The 16586-nt window shown below is 71.2% G+C and carries 13 protein-coding genes (1 of these 13 only partly in view); 5 read left to right on the forward strand and 8 right to left on the reverse strand.

The features are described 5' to 3' along the window. Nucleotides 1–626, forward strand: partial view of an SPFH domain-containing protein gene (locus tag OC490_RS41710; RefSeq protein WP_262063268.1) — the 3' portion only. It extends 460 nt beyond the left edge of the window; only the last 626 of its 1086 coding nucleotides appear in the window; its start codon lies off the left edge, out of view; it ends in the stop codon at nucleotides 624–626. Further along, nucleotides 623–1522 carry a hypothetical protein gene (locus tag OC490_RS41715; protein WP_262063269.1) on the forward strand — a complete coding sequence of 300 codons (900 nt, stop codon included), beginning with the start codon at nucleotides 623–625 and terminating at the stop codon, nucleotides 1520–1522. Before OC490_RS41710 ends, OC490_RS41715 begins: the two co-directional genes overlap by 4 nt. Before the next feature lie 140 nt (nucleotides 1523–1662). Here the strand turns inward: OC490_RS41715 and OC490_RS41720 are convergent, their stop codons facing one another. The 3 genes from OC490_RS41720 to OC490_RS41730 all read right to left on the reverse strand — a co-directional run bounded on the left by OC490_RS41720 (nucleotide 1663) and on the right by OC490_RS41730 (nucleotide 6475). Next, nucleotides 1663–4209: a polynucleotide kinase-phosphatase gene (locus OC490_RS41720; protein ID WP_262063270.1), complete on the reverse strand. Its 2547-nt coding sequence runs from the start codon at nucleotides 4207–4209 to the stop codon at nucleotides 1663–1665. Next, a complete protein-coding gene (locus tag OC490_RS41725; protein ID WP_262063271.1) occupies nucleotides 4206–5684 on the reverse strand; it encodes a 3' terminal RNA ribose 2'-O-methyltransferase Hen1 in 1479 nt (492 codons plus the stop codon). The genes OC490_RS41720 and OC490_RS41725 overlap by 4 nt, the downstream gene beginning before the upstream one ends. Before the next feature lie 131 nt (nucleotides 5685–5815). Next, nucleotides 5816–6475, reverse strand: coding sequence for a TetR/AcrR family transcriptional regulator (locus OC490_RS41730; protein ID WP_262063272.1), 660 nt, complete (start codon nucleotides 6473–6475; stop codon nucleotides 5816–5818). Between the two features lie 108 nt (nucleotides 6476–6583). Between OC490_RS41730 and OC490_RS41735 the strand changes: the two genes are divergently transcribed. Then, a complete protein-coding gene (locus OC490_RS41735; protein WP_410099247.1) occupies nucleotides 6584–8104 on the forward strand; it encodes an MFS transporter in 1521 nt (506 codons plus the stop codon). An 83-nt stretch (nucleotides 8105–8187) separates the two neighbouring features. On the opposite strand, the gene OC490_RS41740 is transcribed toward OC490_RS41735, so the two are convergent. Next, nucleotides 8188–9111, reverse strand: coding sequence for an LLM class F420-dependent oxidoreductase (locus OC490_RS41740; protein ID WP_262063274.1), 924 nt, complete (start codon nucleotides 9109–9111; stop codon nucleotides 8188–8190). A 244-nt stretch (nucleotides 9112–9355) separates the two neighbouring features. Between OC490_RS41740 and OC490_RS41745 the strand changes: the two genes are divergently transcribed. Next, complete coding sequence (locus OC490_RS41745) at nucleotides 9356–9532, forward strand: hypothetical protein (RefSeq protein WP_200713655.1); 177 nt, start codon at nucleotides 9356–9358, stop codon at nucleotides 9530–9532. Nucleotides 9533–9564: 32 nt separating this feature from the next. Here the strand turns inward: OC490_RS41745 and OC490_RS41750 are convergent, their stop codons facing one another. From OC490_RS41750 to OC490_RS41765, 4 genes are all read right to left on the reverse strand, one after another. Beyond that, a complete protein-coding gene (locus tag OC490_RS41750; protein WP_262063275.1) occupies nucleotides 9565–10038 on the reverse strand; it encodes a DUF6099 family protein in 474 nt (157 codons plus the stop codon). 191 nt (nucleotides 10039–10229) lie between these two features. After that, nucleotides 10230–10556 (reverse strand): nucleotide pyrophosphohydrolase, encoded by a 327-nt coding sequence (locus tag OC490_RS41755; RefSeq protein ID WP_262063276.1) that lies wholly within the window; start codon nucleotides 10554–10556, stop codon nucleotides 10230–10232. Further along, a complete protein-coding gene (locus tag OC490_RS41760) occupies nucleotides 10553–11779 on the reverse strand; it encodes an AAA family ATPase (protein WP_262063277.1) in 1227 nt (408 codons plus the stop codon). Before OC490_RS41760 ends, OC490_RS41755 begins: the two co-directional genes overlap by 4 nt. A gap of 86 nt (nucleotides 11780–11865) precedes the next feature. Beyond that, nucleotides 11866–12261, reverse strand: a complete 396-nt coding sequence (locus tag OC490_RS41765) for a cell division protein SepF (RefSeq protein ID WP_262063278.1) — start codon at nucleotides 12259–12261, stop codon at nucleotides 11866–11868. Nucleotides 12262–12459: 198 nt separating this feature from the next. Here OC490_RS41765 and OC490_RS41770 point away from each other — a divergent pair, with 198 nt between their 5' ends. Next, on the forward strand, nucleotides 12460–16500 hold the full coding sequence (locus OC490_RS41770) for a bifunctional nitrate reductase/sulfite reductase flavoprotein subunit alpha (RefSeq protein WP_262063279.1): 4041 nt from the start codon (nucleotides 12460–12462) through the stop codon (nucleotides 16498–16500). Nucleotides 16501–16586: the final 86 nt, after the last annotated feature.

The raw sequence follows: 16586 nt of genomic DNA on the forward strand, positions 1-16586 counted from the left end.
GAAAGGCCCGCCTCCCCGCCACCGGTATCGAGGTGGTCGCCGTCCGCGTGATGGCGCTGCGGCCCGAGCCCGAGGTGGAGCGGGCGCTGCGCACCCCGGCCCGCGAGCAGATCCAGCAGGAGGCGGACCGGGCCACCTACGAGCGGCGGGCGGTGGCCGTCGAGCGCGAACGGGCGATCGCCGAGAACGAACTCGACAGCCAGATCGAACTCGCCCGCCGCGAGGAGCAGTTGGTCGACCAGCGCGGCACGAACGCCCGCCGCGAGGCCGAGGAGCACGCGGCGGCCGACGGGGTCCGCGCGGAGGCGGAGGCGACCCGTACGGTACGGCTCTCGGAGGCCGAGGCCACCCGGACGGTACGGCTCGCCGACGCCGAGGCGGCGCGTTCCGTACGGCTCGCCCGTGCCGAGGCCGAGGGCTCGCGCGAGGTGGGCGACGCGCGGGCGTATGCCCAGGCCGCCTGGCTGCGGGTGCACGCCGATGTCGACGTCGCCACGCTGAACGCGCTCACCGGGACGCGGCTCGCGGAGAACCTGCCGAACATCGACAGCGTCACGATCTCGCCGGACGTGCTGACGGGGCTGCTCGCCCGGCTCGGTGCCGGTGGTGGCGGGGCCGGCGCGTGAGTCTCGCACCGCGGGTCGTCCTCGTCCACCGGACCACGGAGTACGAGGAGTTGGTGGCCCGGCACGGGACGCACGGCCAGGCCGCGTACTTCCTGCGGTCGCGCGGCCGGGACATCGAGGAGGTCGCCGAACGGCACCGCCGGACCAGGCGGGCACTGGCCGAGGTCTCCTCGGCGGTACCGCTGACATGGCGTCAGACGCAGGTCGAACGGGCCGACTTGGACCGATTCCTGTTCGCGCCGGAGGACGTGGTGGTCGTGGTCGGGCAGGACGGGCTGGTCGCGAACGTCGCCAAGTACCTCACCGGGCAACCGGTGTTGGGCTTCGACACGGATCCCGGGCGCAACCCGGGTGTCCTGGTACGGCACCGGCCGTCGGACGCCGGCGTCCTGCTGGCCTCCGCCCTCGCGGCCGGCACGGGGGTGGACGAACTCACCATGGTCGAGGCCGTCGCCGACGACACGCAGCGGCTGGTCGCGCTCAACGAGATCTATCTGGGAGCCGTCGGTCATCAGACGGCCAGATACCGCCTGGGTCTGGAGGGCGACGGGGGTGTCGTCGAGGCCCAGGCGTCCTCCGGGGTGCTCGTGGGAACGGGCACCGGGGCCACGGGGTGGCTCCGGTCGGTGTGGCAGGAGCGGGGCAGTGCGCTGTCCCTGCCACACCCCTCGGAGGACCGGCTGGTGTGGTTCGTACGGGAGGCGTGGCCTTCGCCGGTGACGGGGACGTCCCTCGTCGCCGGTGAGCTGAGTGGTTCGGCGGGGTTGCAACTCACCGTTGAGTCCGAGGAGTTGGTTGTGTTCGGGGATGGGATGGAGGGGGATGCGGTGGGGTTGACCTGGGGGCAGGGGGTGCGGGTGGGGGTTTGTGGGGAACGGTTGCGGTTGGTGGGCTGAAAAACAATTTCCCGCCCACCCACCCGACTCGGACGCTTTGAAGGTTGACTTGTTGGCCGACCGTAAACAGGTGGGTGGGTGGGAAGCGGGGGTCTGGGGGCGGAGCCCCCAGGGACGCCTGCCCCCGCCTGCCCGTACCGTCACAGACGTGGGTCCACCGGCTCCGACTCCAGCGCCAGCACCGCGAACACCGCCTCGTGGACACGCCACAGCGGCTCCCCCTCCGCCAGCCTGTCGAGGGCCTCCAGACCGAGCGCGTACTCCCTGATCGCGAGTGAGCGCTTGTGGTTCAGGAAACGGCCGCGCAGGCGGGCGAGGTTGTCGGGGCGCGTGTACTCCGGGCCGTAGATGATCCGCAGGTATTCGCGGCCACGGCACTTGATGCCCGGCTGGACCAGTCGGCCCGTCTCGCCGCGCACCACCGCGCCCACCGGCTTGACGACCATGCCCTCGCCGCCCCGGCCCGTCATCTCCAGCCACCAGTCGACGCCCGCCCGGATCGACTCCGGGTCGCCGGTGTCGACGTACAGGCGGCGGGTGGTCTGCAGCAGGCCGGTGCTGTCGTGCTCCACCAGCCGGTCCAGCAGGGCGAGTTGTTCGTCGTGCGGGAGTGCGGCGAGGCTGCGGCCCTGGACCGCGAGGAGCTGGAACGGGGCCAGGCGGACACCGTCGAGGCCGTCCGTGGTCCAGCAGTAGCGCCGGTACGCGTCGGTGAACGCCGAGGCGTCGATGGCCCGTTCGCGCTGCCGGGACAACAGGTCGGCCACGTCGACTCCACGGCCCGCCGCCCCCTCCAGCGCGGCCAGTGCACCCGGGAACACCGCTCCCGCCGCCGCGCCGACCGCCGCGTACTGACCGCGCAGCAGCCCGGACGCCTTCAGCGACCACGGCATCAACTCCGCGTCCAGCAGCAGCCAGTCCGTCTCCAGATCCGACCAGAGGCCCGACTCGTCCAGCGCCGTGCGCAGTCGGCCGAGGATCTCCTCGGTCACCGCCGCGTCGTCGAAGAACGGGCGGCCGGTGCGCGTGTACAACGACCCCGTCGAACCGCCCTCCACGCCGAAGCGCTTCGCCGCCGTCTCCGCGTCCCGGCACACCAGCGCCACCGCCCGCGAACCCATGTGCTTCTCCTCGCACACGACCCGCGCGACCCCGTCCTGCGCATACTGCGCGAACGCCTCGGCCGGGTGCTCCAGGTAGCCGTCCACATGCGAGGTCGCCGTGGGAGCCATCGTCGGCGGCAGGTACGGCAGCAGGCGCGGGTCGACCGCGAAGCGGCTCATGACCTCCAGGGCCGCCGCCGCGTTCTCCTCACGGACCGACACCCGGCCGGCATGCCGGGTCTCCACCACCCGGCGGCCGTGCACGTCCGCCAGGTCGAGCGGGCGTCCGTCGTGGCCGCCGGGTGCCTCGGTGAGCAGCGGGCGGGTCGGCTCGTACCAGACCTGCTCGGCCGGTACGTCGACCAGCTCCCGCTCCGGCCAGCGCAGCGCGGTCAGCTTGCCGCCGAAGACCGCGCCCGTGTCGAGGCAGATGGTGTTGTTGAGCCAGGTGGCCTCGGGGACCGGGGTGTGGCCGTAGACGACGGCCGCGCGGCCCCGGTAGTCCTCGGCCCACGGATAGCGCACGGGCAGGCCGAACTCGTCGGTCTCGCCGGTGGTGTCGCCGTACAGCGCGTGCGAGCGGACCCGGCCGGAGGTGCGGCCGTGGTACTTCTCGGGCAGGCCCGCGTGGCAGACCACGAGCCGGCCGCCGTCGAGGACGTAGTGGCTGACGAGTCCGTCGATGAACTCCCTCACCTGGGAACGGAATTCGTCGGTCTCCTCCTCCATCTGCTCGATCGTCTCCGCCAGGCCGTGGGTGTGCTGGACCTTGCGGCCCTTGAGATAACGGCCGTACTTGTTCTCGTGGTTGCCCGGTACGCACAGCGCGTTGCCCGACCCGACCATGGTCATCACGCGGCGCAGCACGCCGGGCGAGTCGGGGCCGCGGTCGACGAGGTCGCCGACGAAGACGGCCGTGCGGCCCGCCGGGTGGACGCCGTCGTCGTAGCCCAACTTGCCGAGCAGGGTCTCCAGTTCGGCGGCGCAGCCGTGGATGTCGCCGATGATGTCGAAGGGGCCGGTGAGGTGGGTCAGGTCGTTGAAGCGCTTCTCGGTGACGACCGTGGCGTGGTCGATCTCCTCGACGCCCCGCAGGACGTGCACCTTGCGGAAGCCCTCGCGCTCCAACCCCCGCAGGGAACGGCGGAGTTCGCGGGTGTGACGGGTGATCACGCGGCGCGGCATGTCGGCCCGGTCGGCGCGGGCGGCGTTGCGCTGGACGCACACCTCCTCCGGTACGTCGAGCACGATGGCGATGGGCAGGACGTCGTACTGCTTTGCCAGGTCGATCAGTTGGCGTCGGCTGTCCTGCTGCACGCTGGTCGCGTCGACGACCGTGCGGCGGCCGGCGGCGAGGCGCTTGCCGGCGATGTAGTGCAGGACGTCGAAGGCGTCCCGGCTGGCGCTCTGGTCGTTCTCGTCGTCGGCGACCAGGCCCCGGCAGAAGTCCGAGGAGATGATCTCGGTCGGCTTGAAGTGGCGGTGCGCGAAGGTGGACTTGCCGGAGCCGGAGGCGCCGATCAGCACCACGAGGGAGAGGTCGGTGACGGGCAGGACCCGCCCCTTGTTCTGCGTCTCGGTCATGCCGCCTTCGCCTCCTTCGTGGTCGTCTGCTTGGCCGTGCTCATGGAAAAGACCGCCATCTGGGTGGGCGGTCCCACCTCGGGGTCGTCGGGTCCTACCGGTACGAACTCGACGTCGTAGCCGTGCCGTTGGGCGACCTTCGCCGCCCACTCCGCGAACTCGGCGCGGGTCCACTCGAAGCGGTGGTCGCCGTGCCGGACGTGTCCGGCGGGGAGGGTTTCCCAGCGGACGTTGTACTCGACGTTCGGGGTCGTCACGAGGACCGTCCTCGGGCGGGCGGCGCCGAACACCGCGTACTCCAGCGCCGGCAGCCGGGGCAGGTCGAGGTGCTCGACGACCTCGCTGAGCACGGCGGCGTCGTAACCCTTGAGGCGGTTGTCGGTGTAGGCGAGCGAGCTCTGGAAGAGCTGGACGCGCGAGGACTGCCGCTCCCCCATGCGGTCGAGCTTGAGGCGGCGGGCGGCGATGGTGAGCGCGCGCATCGACACGTCGACGCCGACGATCTCCGTGAACCGGGTGTCCTTGAGCAGCGTCTGCACCAACTGGCCCTGTCCGCAGCCGAGATCGAGCACGCGGGCGGCGCCGGACGCCTTGAGCGCCTCGACGATCGCGTCCCGGCGCTGCACGGCGAGGGGCGTCGGCTTCTCCTCCGTCTCCGTCTCCGGCTCGACGGCGTTGTCGATCTCCTCGACCTCGCTGTCGTCGGCCTCGGCGAGCCGCACCAGTTCCAGTCGCTCCATGGCCTCCCGGGTCAGGGACCAACGGCGGGACAGATAGCGGCTGGTGATGAGCTTCTGCTCCGGGTGCGCGGGCAGCCAGCCCTCGCCGGCCCGCAGCAGTTTGTCGACCTCGTCGGGGGCCACCCAGTAGTGCTTGGCGTCATCGAGGACCGGGAGCAGGACGTACAGGTGGCGCAGCGCCTCGGCGAGGGTCAGCGTCTCCGATTCCAGTACGAGGCTCACGTACCGCGAGTCGCCCCACTCGGGGAACTCGGCGTCCAGTGCGACCGGTTGGGCGGTGACCGTCCAGCCGAGGGGCGCGAAGAGCTTCTGTACGAGGTCGGTTCCGCCTCTGGCGGGCAGTGCGGGTACCTCGATGCGCAGCGGCAGCGGCCGGGCCGCGCGCTCGGGGCGGGCGTTGCACACGCCGCGCATGGCGCTGGAGAAGACCGCGCTGAGTGCGACGGCGAGCAGTGAAGAGGCCGCGTACGGACGGTCGTTGACGTACTGCGCGAGTGCAGCGTCGGGCGCGCCGCCGCGTCCCTTGCCCTTGCCGCGCCGGACCAGTGCCACCGCGTCGACCTCCAGCAACAGCGCCGCCGTGCAGCGCTGCGCATCCGCCTCGGGGTAGAGGACGTACGCCTTGCCGTAGGACGTGGAGAACGCCTGCGCCTTCTCGGGATGCTTGTGCAGCAGGAACCCGAGGTCGGTGGCGGGGAGTTCGGGGGTGCCGGTGGTACTGATGGTCAGGAACATGCGGAGGACCTCTCCGACGGGTGGATGAGTGCGGTGCCGTACGTGCGGAAGCCCCCGGGGGTCGGTGATCCCGGGGGCTCGGCAGGACGACCGTCCCACCTTCGCACAGGGCGGGCGAGCTGCGCCTTCGGTTATCGCGCGGGGTTCCCGGCCAGGCGTTCCACCGTCGTGACCGTCTGGTCGAGGATCGTGTCGAAGAGGCGGGCGTGTGCGGCGGGGAGGTCGGCGAGGAGGCGGCGGAGGGCGTCCGCCGTGGGGTCGGGGGCGTCGTCGAGGAGGGCCGTCATCTCCTCGTCGGGTCTGCGGTAGCCCTCGTAGACGGCGTTGCCGAGCAGCGTCGAGGAGATGAGGGTGACGGCGAGGGCCAGGTCCTCGGCGGAGAGGCCGGCCGGGAGGAGGATCTCGCGCAGGCGGGTCAGGCCGGGGGTCCAGGCGGGGTGCCGGGTCGTCGTCATGTACGGCATGAGCTGCGGGTAGGGGCGGAGGTTGGCCTGCCCGGCGCGCATCCAGGCACGGAGCCGGTCGGGCCAGGGGCCCTCGGGGATGGGGTCGCGCCGCATGGCCTCCAGGACGTGGTCGGCGGCGGCCTGGAGGAGGGCGTCGCGGTCCGGGAAGTAGCGGTAGAGGGCCATGGGGGCGGCGCCGACGACGTCGGCGACCCGTTTGATGGTGAGGGACACGGCCGGTTCGGCGAGCAGTACCTCGACCGCGCCGTCGACGATCCGCTCCCGTGACAGCCGGGGCGGGCGCCCCCTGCCCCGGCGGCCGGAACCCGTCGCCACCTGCGTCATCCGCCGCACCTCTCCGTCCGCGACAACCGTGCCCGGACAGGGGAAGGCTACCGCTCCGGCCCTTCCCGATCCCGCCTCCGGCTATTTTGCGTATGCCATACGAAAAACATGCCAGACTCGTTTCGTTCGGCCCCCTGTCGCGCGCATCAGCCGGAGGCTTCGCCATGTCCGCGTCCACCGTCCCCACCCGTCGAGGGATCCGGGCCCTCGCGCTCCGGCGCCGTGGTCTGGGTCCTGGCCCTCGGCGGGATCACCGTCTCGCTGATGCAGACGCTGATCATCCCGATCGTGCCCGAACTCCCGAAGCTGCTGAACTCCTCGCCGTCCGACGCCACTTGGGCGATCACCGCGACCCTGCTCGCCGGTGCCGTCGCCAACCCGGTGGTGGGGCGGCTCGGGGACATGTACGGCAAGCGGCGGATGCTGCTCCTCAACCTCGTTCTGCTGATAGTGGGTTCGGTGGTCGGCGCGCTCAGCGACTCGCTCGCCCCGATGATCGTCGGGCGAGCGCTCCAGGGCTTCTCGATGGCGGTCATCCCGCTCGGCATCAGCATCATGCGCGACGAACTCCCGCCGGAGCGGCTGGGATCGGCGACCGCGCTGATGAGTGCGTCGCTGGGGGTGGGCGGTGCGCTGGGGCTGCCGACGGCCGCGTTCATCGCCGAAAAGGCGGACTGGCACGTGCTGTTCTGGACGGCGGCGGTGCTCGGTGCCGTCGTGACCGCGCTCGTCGTGGCGCTCGTACCGGAGTCGGCGGTGCGCAGCGGAGGCCGGTTCGACGTCGTGGGCGGCGTCGGGATGTCGATCGGTCTGGTGTGTCTGCTGCTCGCCGTCTCCAAGGGGGCGGACTGGGGTTGGGGCAGCGGGACGACGACGGGTCTGTTCGTCGTGGCCGTCGCCGTGCTCCTGGTGTGGGGCTGGTGGGAGTTGCGCACCGACCGGCCGCTGGTCGATCTGCGGACCAGCGCGCGACGTCAGGTGCTGCTGACCAACCTCGCGTCCGTGGTGTTCGGCTTCGCCATGTTCGCGATGTCGCTGGCCGTGCCGCAACTGCTCCAGCTGCCCACGCTCACCGGCTACGGCCTCGGCCAGACCGTGCTGGCGGCGGGTCTCACGCTCGGCCCCTCCGGTCTGGTGATGATGGCCACGGCGCCGCTGTCCGCCCGGATCTCGGCGGCGGCCGGGCCCAAGGTCACCCTCATGCTGGGCGCGTTCGTCGTGGCCGCCGGTTACGGCCTCGGCGTCGTCATGCTGGCCACGGTCTGGCAGGTCGTCGTGGTGTGCTGTGTGATCTCCGCCGGGGTCGGTTTCGCGTACGGCGCGATGCCCGCGCTGATCATGGGGGCGGTGCCGCTGTCCGAGACGGCCGCCGCGAACAGCCTCAACAGCCTGATGCGGTCCATCGGTACGTCCGCCTCCAGCGCCGTCGCCGGAGTCGTACTGGCGCACATGACGACGACGTTCGGCTCGCTGACGGTCCCCTCCCACAACGCTTTCCGCGTGATCATGGGCATCGGTTCGGCGGCGGCCCTGGCGGCCCTGGCACTGGCCGCGTTCCTCCCGGGCCGACGACCGGCCGTCGACGCGGGGGTGCCGGCGGCGGCCTCCGCCGGGGCGGGGGTGGGGTAGGGGTTCCGAAAAAGTGTGTCACTTTCCCCTGAAAGTGACACACTTTTTCGGAGAGGGTCCCGGGGCCCGGCGCCCTCGCGGTGCTACGACAGCTGCGACTGCACCTGGGACGAGATCAGCTCCAGGTGGTCCAGGTCGTCGAGGTCGAGGATCTGGAGGTAGATGCGCCGGGAGCCGGTCTCGGCGTAGCGGCCGATCCTGTCGACGACCTCGGACGGGGAACCCGCCAGGCCGTTGGCCTTGAGTTCGTCGACCTCGCGGCCGATCACTGCGGCGCGGCGGGCGACCTCCTGGTCGTCCTTGCCGACGCAGACGACGAGGGCGTTGGAGTAGACGAGGTCGTCGGCCTTGCGGCCGGCCGCCTCGGCGGCGGCGCGGACCCGGCCGAACTGCAGCTCACTGTCCTCGATCGAGGCGAACGGCATGTTGAACTCGTCGGCGTACTGAGCGGCCAGCTTCGGGGTACGGCTCGCGCCGTGGCCGCCGATCAGCACGGGGATCCTGGTCTGCGCGGGCTTGGGCAGCGCGGGCGAGTCGGTCAGGTCGTAGTACGTGCCGTGGAAGTCGAAGGTGTCTCCGGGCTTGGTCTCCCACAGCCCGGTGACGATGGCCAGCTGCTCCTCCAGGCGGGCGAACTTCTCCTTCGGGAAGGGGATGCCGTACGCCTTGTGCTCCTGCTCGAACCAGCCCGCGCCCAGGCCGAGTTCGACCCGGCCGCCAGACATCTGGTCGACCTGCGCGACCTGGATGGCGAGGACGCCGGGGAGGCGGAAGGTGCCGGCCGTCATCAGGGTGCCGAGGCGTATGCGCCTGGTCTCGCGGGCGAGGGCGGCGAGGGTGAGCCAGGCGTCGGTGGGACCGGGGAGACCGTCGCCGGAACCCATGCTCAGAAAATGATCAGAGCGGAAAAAGGCGTCGAAGCCGAGGTCCTCGGTGGCCTTGGCCACGGCGAGCAAGGTGTCGTAGGTGGCCCCCTGCTGGGGCTCGGTGAAGATGCGAAGATCCATGCCTCCATCCTGCACGTCGGCCCACCGGTCAACCCCACCGGTCCCTCCGGCCCCACTCTTGCCCGGTCGGGTGAAATTGCGTCAACCGTGCGCACGGGGACTGCCCGTGCCAGTGACCCGCCCCGGTGATGATCGTTGGCTCGGGCGGAGCCGGACCGCCCGGATTCCCGCACCGGCAAGGCGACGTCGGGGCGTCACCCGCATCGGCCTCCGCTCTCGGAGGCCACGGGCCGAGGAGGCCGTCATGTCCGAAGAAGCCGTGCCGCAGCAGGGCGGGCCTGCACAACCGAAGGGGTTGTTGCAGCAGATGGAAGAGCTGATGGCGTCACTGAACGCGGACCTGTCCGCCCTCGACGCGGATCTGCAGTCGGCCGGAAGCACGGGGTCGGTGTCCGCCGAGGAGGGCGGCGCGACCGCCTGACGCTTCTGCGGCGCCGGAGGCGGACGTCTCGGTCACCCCGCCTCCCGCTCCGGTACCTCCGCCCGCTCCCGGTCCGCCAGTCTTCGCAGCATCTCCAGGACCCGGTCCCGCGACTCGTCCGCCGCGTCGATCGCCTCCATGCACTGCCAGTACGTGCCCTCGTCGTCCGCCGCGCAGGCGATGCCGACCAGGGCGATACCGACCTCGCCGAGCAGGCCGCCGAGGCAGAGGAGCGCGAGGCGCGCGTCGCCCAACTCCGTGAGCTGCGCCGCCCGTAGGTCCTCGACGGCGAGCACCGGGGTGTCCAGGACTCCGCAGCCCCGGCCCGCCAGCTCCGTCAACCCCAGCGCCTCACCGCGCAGTTCGGGCGGGCCGAAGACCGCGAGGCGGCTGCCGATCGCCTGGGCGAGGGCCTGCGCCTGCCACACCTCCGTCATGGTCTGCGGCACGTCGCCGCTTCCGGCCAGGGCGCGCCTGCTCGTCACGATGAGCCGCATCGCGTCCATGTGCTGCCCCCGTCATATCCCGACGTGCCGGTCGCACGTCCGCCCGAACTCCCTTGTCCACTACCCAGAGTGAGAGTCCCTGAGACGAAAAGCCAGAGGAAGGCGGAAATCTGTGGACAACAAATCGGTTGCGGACAGATGAATGACTCCGGAGAGTGAAAATGGACGCGCCCGCTCCCCCAACTTGTCCATTACGGCCGGGGAAACCTGTCCTCGTTCCGGTCGATCTTCGCCTCCAGCGCGGCGAGCGGGTCGATGCCGAGCACCTCGCACAGCTGCAGCAGGTAGGCGAGCACATCGGCGACTTCGTCCCGCACCCGGTGCGCGCTGTCCGGGTCGTCCATGACCCGCGCGGACTCCTCGGGGGTCAACCACTGGAAGATCTCGACCAGTTCGGAGGCCTCCACGCTGAGCGCGGCGACGAGGTTCTTGGGGGTGTGGTACGGCTGCCAGTTCCTGGCGGCGGCGAACTCGGCCAGTCTGCGCTGCAGTTTCGCCACGTCGAGATGTTCTGTCACGGCTCCAGGTGTACCACCGTGACCCCCTCGATCCGGTCGGCCCAGGACGCGTCGCTCACCGCACCGACCAGCCGGATGTGCCCGCGCTCGCACATCCGGGCGGCGAGCCGCAGCAGTTCGGCCCGTTGCCGTACGTCCAGTCCGCGGTCGAGGCCGTCGGCGAGGACGGTGAGGGTCTGCATCGCGGCCGGGACCTCGCCCGGCGGGTCGACCTCCAGGACCCCGGGGCCGGTGAGGAGCACCAACGCGAGGGCCGCGTAACGGAGTTCACCGTCACCGAGCCGTTCGAAGCCGGTGCGCCCGCGGTCGCCCCGGTCGAGCACGGCCCTGGCCGTGCCGTCGCCCAGGGGTTCCGCGAGCACGTCCGCGACGGTTCCGGCGCAGCCGGTGCGCAGGGCCGCGACGAGTTGCCCGTGCCGTCGCCCGCACTCGCTCCGGGTGCGCCACAGCACGTCGGCGAGGTTGCCGCAGTCGCGCAGCAGCCGTCCGTCGCCGATCGGCACGGGTGCGCGCATCCGCTCGGGCGCCGGATCGCAGGCGAAGACGGAACGCAGGGCAACCACCATCTGCTCGGCGGCGGCGAGGACTTGGCGCTGTCCGTCCGTCTTGCCCGCGACCCGCAACGGCAGCAGCGCGGTGCCGAGCCGGTCGTCGGGCAGCGGGGCGCGGGTGACCGGTGACGAACCCGCCGTGTGCCAGGCGGCCTGTACCGAGCGGCGGGCGGGGTCGCGCAGGGCGGTCTCCAGGAGGACCAGGCCGCCGGACGTCAACCGCTCGCCCACAATGCGCAGTTCGGGATCGGCCTGGACGGCGACGTCGAGCCGTACCGGGCCCTCGGGTCCGTCCGCCGTACAGCCGATGCGGAAGCCGCGCCGGCGCTGGGCGTCGGGCCGGGCCCGGTCCGGGACGCAGGCGACCGGGTCCGGGAACACCTCCCCCACCTCGCCTCCGCCGCCGAGCCGCGCGAGTGCCTCGTACGCCCGCAGCGCGCTCGTCTTGCCGCAGCCGCTGGGCCCGGCGAAGAGGGTGAGCGGCCCGAGCGGGAACCCGGCGCCTCGATGCGTGGCGAACGCGGACAGCCGCAGCTCGGTGAGGTGCGGCCGGTCGGGGCAGGACTCGGGGCTCCCGGGGCTCGCCGATGACGGCCGAGTTGAGGCGGCCTGCGGCGACACGCGGGGCTCACACGGCGGAGCGGACTGCGGGGACTGCGGGGACACGGCCATATCCGGACCGTAGGCCTCCGCCGTCAGGCGAACCGTTCCGCCCGGGGGACCTTCCTACGATCGAGCGACGGGCCTCAGGAGTCGCCTCACGCTCCCGGAACCCCCGCCCCCTGCATCAGCCCTCGCACTTCCGTCCCCGGAGGTGTGAGCAGGAACACATTCCGGTCGACGCGGGTCATCCCGCTGGCCAGGCCGAAGACGACGCCCGTGCTGAAGTCGAGCACCCGCTTGGCGACGTCCGTCTCCGCGCCGGTCAGGTCGAGGAGCACCGGTATGCCCGCCATCAGGGTCTCCGCGACCTCGCGGGCGTCCCCGAACACGTTCACCCGGAGGACGACGAAGCGGCGGCGCGGCTCGGTCTCGGCCTCGGGCACGGCCCGGTGGCTCACGGCGGACGGCCAGGCGTCCCGGCCTCGCAGCGGCACTACCTGCGCGAGCCCCTCCCACTGTTCGTCGGTGACATCGTGGCTGTTCACCGGCATGCTCCGTCCTGGGTCGCGCTGGCAGTCTGCATCCGGCAATTGTTGCGCACTGTCACCCGTTCGGCCCACCAGCGACACACTCCGCGACAAGATCGGCCGCATCTCACACCGGCCCCCGGCCGGTTGTGCAGCGCGCGTAACCCCTCATGATCGAGCCGCGTGACATCGGCGTAACGGGCAATTCGTACGGTCTACGGCATGACGACAAGCCTCCGGACGCAGCAGGTACGAACGGTCTGCTCGTACTGCGGTGTGGGCTGCGGCATGCTGCTCGACGTCGGGGCGGGTCCCGACGGCAGGCGTACGGTCCTCAAGGCGTCCGGCGACAAGGCGCACCCGGCGAACGCGGGGCGGCTCTGCACGAAGGGCGCGACCACGGCCGAGATGCTCGCCGCGCCGGGCCGGCTGACCACCGCGCTGGTCCGGGACGACCGGGGCGCGGAGCCACTGCCGGCGCCCGTCGCGGACGCCGTCGCCGAGACCGCGCGCCGGCTGCGGAAGATCGTCGACGAGCACGGGCCGGACGCGGTCGCCTTCTATGTCTCCGGGCAAATGAGCCTGGAGGCGCAGTACTTGGCGAACAAGCTGGCCAAGGGGTTCGTGCGGACCAACCAGATCGAGTCCAACTCCCGGCTGTGCATGGCGAGTGCGGGTGCCGGCTACAAGTCGTCGCTGGGCGCGGACGGGCCGCCGGGTTCGTACGAGGACTTCGAGCGGGCGGACGTGTTCCTGGTCATCGGCTCGAACATGGCCGACTGCCATCCGATTCTCTTCCTGCGGATGATGGAACGGGTCAAGGCGGGCGCCAAGTTGATCGTCGTCGACCCGCGCAGGACCGCGACGGCGGCGAAGGCGGACCTGTTCCTGCAGATCGCGCCGGGCACCGATCTCGCCCTGCTCAACGGCCTGTTGCGGCTGCTGCACGAGAACGGGCACACCGACCCGGAGTTCATCGCCGCGCACACCGAGGGCTGGGAGGCGCTGCCCGGGTTCCTCGCCGACTACGCGCCGGACGCCGTCGCCGCCCTCACCGGACTCGCCGAGGACGACATCCGTACGGCGGCCCGGCTGATCGGCGAGGCGGGCGAGTGGATGAGCTGCTGGACGATGGGGCTCAACCAGTCCACGCACGGCACCTGGAACACCAACGCCCTCGTCAACCTGCATCTCGCGACGGGCGCCATCTGCCGCCCCGGCAGCGGGCCGTTCTCCCTCACCGGCCAGCCGAACGCGATGGGCGGCCGTGAAATGGGCTACATGGGACCGGGGTTGCCCGGCCAGCGGTCCGTACTGGTCGACGCGGAACGGGAGTTCACCGAGGAGGTGTGGGGGCTGCCGCCCGACACCATCCGCGCGGACGGCGTCGGCCGGGGCACCGTCGAGATGTTCCAGAAGATGGCCGACGGCGACATCAAGGCCTGCTGGATCATCTGCACCAACCCGGTCGCCTCCGTCGCCAACCGACGCACCGTCATCGAGGGCCTGGAAGCAGCCGAGTTCGTCGTCACCCAGGACGTCTTCACCGACACCGAGACCAACGCCTACGCCGACGTCGTCCTCCCCGGCGCGCTGTGGACCGAGTCCGAGGGTGTCCTCGTCAACAGCGAGCGCACCCTCACCCTCGCCCGCCCCGTCGTCGACCCGCCCGGCGAGGCCACGGCCGACTGGCGGCTCATCGCGGCCGTCGCCCGCGCGATGGGGTACGAGAAGGGCTTCTCCTACGACAGTGCAGAGGAAGTCTTCGAGGAGATACGGCAGTTCTGGAACCCGGTGACCGGGTGGGATCTGCGCGGGGTGACCTACGAGCGGCTGCGGTCCACGCCGGTGCAGTGGCCGGCGGCTGAGGAGGACGGGCCGGACCGCAATCCCATCCGGTACGTGAGTGGCGGCGAGCTGCGGTTCCCGACCGCCAGTGGGCGAGCGGTGTTTCACGCTCGCCCTCACCTGCCGGCCGCCGAACTGCCCGACGACGACTACCCGTTCGTGCTGAACACGGGGCGCCTTCAGCACCAGTGGCACACGCTGACGAAGACGGGGAAGGTCGCCAAGCTCAACAAGCTGAACCCCGGGCCCTTCGTCGAACTGCATCCGCAGGACGCAAGGGAGTTGGGCATCGCGGAGGGCGATTCGGTGGAGGTCGCGTCGCGACGGGGGCGGGCGGTGCTGCCAGCCGTGGTGACCGACCGGGTGCGGCCGGGGGGTTGCTTCGCGCCGTTCCACTGGAACGACCTCTTCGGCGAGTATCTGAGTGTCAACGCGGTGACGAGCGACGCGGTCGATCCGGTGTCGTTCCAGCCGGAGTTCAAGGTGTGCGCGGTGTCGCTGGCGAAGGTGGCGAGCGCACCACCGGCACAGCCCGAGGTTGTCCTGCCGACCTCCGTGACCCCTTCCGCCGTCACGACGGGCGGGAATCCCTTCGGTCTCGACCCCGCCCCGCCGCCCGTGCTCACCGCGCAGGAACGCGTCTATCTGACCGGCTTCCTCGCGGGCATCGAGTCCGGCGCTCCGGGTGTGCCGACGCTTCCGCCCGACGCGCCCTTCAGCGCCGAGCACGCCTTGTGGGTCAACGGTGTTCTCGCCGGGATGTACTCGCGGTCGACGGCCGCTCCCCCACAGGAACGGCAGCAACAGCCGCGGGCCGGGCGGCAGATCGTCGTCCTGTGGGCCTCGCAGACCGGCAACGCCGAGGAGTTGGCGGCGGCCACCGCGGAGCGTCTTGGCTCGGCCGGACACCGGGCGAGTCTGCTGGGCATGGACCAGGCGGACGCCGGCACGCTTCCGGCCGACGCCGATCTGCTCTTCATCACCAGCACGTTCGGTGACGGTGACGCGCCCGACAACGGCTCCGGCTTCTGGGACACGCTCTCCGGCGAGCAGGCGCCCCGGCTGGACGGAGTGCGGTTCGCGGTGCTGGCCCTGGGCGACTCGTCGTACGACGACTTCTGCGGGCACGGGCGCCGACTGGACGCGCGGCTCGACGAGTTGGGCGGGGTGCGGCTGACCCCGCGCACGGACTGCGAGCCGGACTTCGAGCCGTCGGCGGACGCGTGGCTGGGCCAGGTGATCACCGCGCTGGGCACCGATGCCGAGGCCCCGAAAGCACAGCCCCGTACCCCGAAACACACCCTCACCACCGCCCGTCTCGTGGGCAACCGGCTGCTCAGCCGGCCCGGCGCGGGCAAGGAGGTCCGCCGGTTCACCTTCGACACCAGCGGCACCGACCTGACGTACGAGACCGGTGACGCACTCGGCGTGCGGCCGGTCAACTCCCCCTCCCTGGTGGACGAATGGCTCGCCGTCACCGGCACCGATGCGGGGGCGGTCGTAGACGTGGCGGGTGTTGGCGAGTTCCCTTTCGCCGAAGCACTTCACCGTCAGCTGGACATCACCCGCATCACCCCCGACCTGCTGCGCTTCGTGGCCGAACGGGCCCGGGACGACCGGGAGTTGCGCAAGCTGCTGCGGCCGGACAACAAGGACCGGCTGGCGCAGTGGAGTTGGGGGCGGCAGGCGGTGGACGTGCTCGCCGAGTACCCGGTGAAGGCGGCTGCGGAGGACTGGGCCGGAGTCCTCAAGAAGCTTCAGCCGCGCCTGTATTCGATCTCGTCCAGCCCACTCGTCGACCCGCACAGCGTCTCGCTGACGGTGTCGGTGGTGCGTTACGAGAATCTCAACGGCCGTCCGCGCGGCGGCGTTTGCTCACCGTTCCTGGCCGATGCCGATGCCGAGGCGGGGACCGAGGTGCCGGTGTTCGTGCAACGCGCACCGCACTTCCGGCCGCCCGCCGATCCCGCGACACCGATGGTGATGGTCGGACCCGGCACCGGTGTCGCGCCGTTCGTCGGGTTCCTCCAGGAGCGGCGCGCGCTCGGGCACGCGGCGCCGAACTGGCTGTTCTTCGGTGAACAGCACCGCGGGACGGACTTCTACTACGAGGAGGAACTCACGGAGTTGCTCGACGAGGGCACGCTCGCCCGGCTCGACACCGCCTTCTCCCGCGACCAGCGGGCCAAGGTGTACGTGCAGGACCGGATGCGTGAGCACGGGCCGGAGTTGTGGCACTGGCTGCAGCAGGGCGCCCACTTCTACGTGTGCGGTGACGCCTCGCGGATGGCGAAGGACGTGGACCGTGCGCTGCGTGACATCGCGGTCGCGCACGGCGGTCTCGACGAGGTCGAGGCGGCCTCGTACGTGAAGCAACTGGCGGCGGCGAAACGGTATGTGCGCGATGTTTACTGAATGAACTGATGGCTTCGGTCAGTTGAACAATGACGTTCGCTTTTGCGTCTTTCCCGCCACAAAAGCGGACTTCTTACCGCCCTCAC

Source organism: Streptomyces sp. STR69 (genome assembly GCF_024519455.1).
GTDB lineage: Bacteria > Actinomycetota > Actinomycetes > Streptomycetales > Streptomycetaceae > Streptomyces.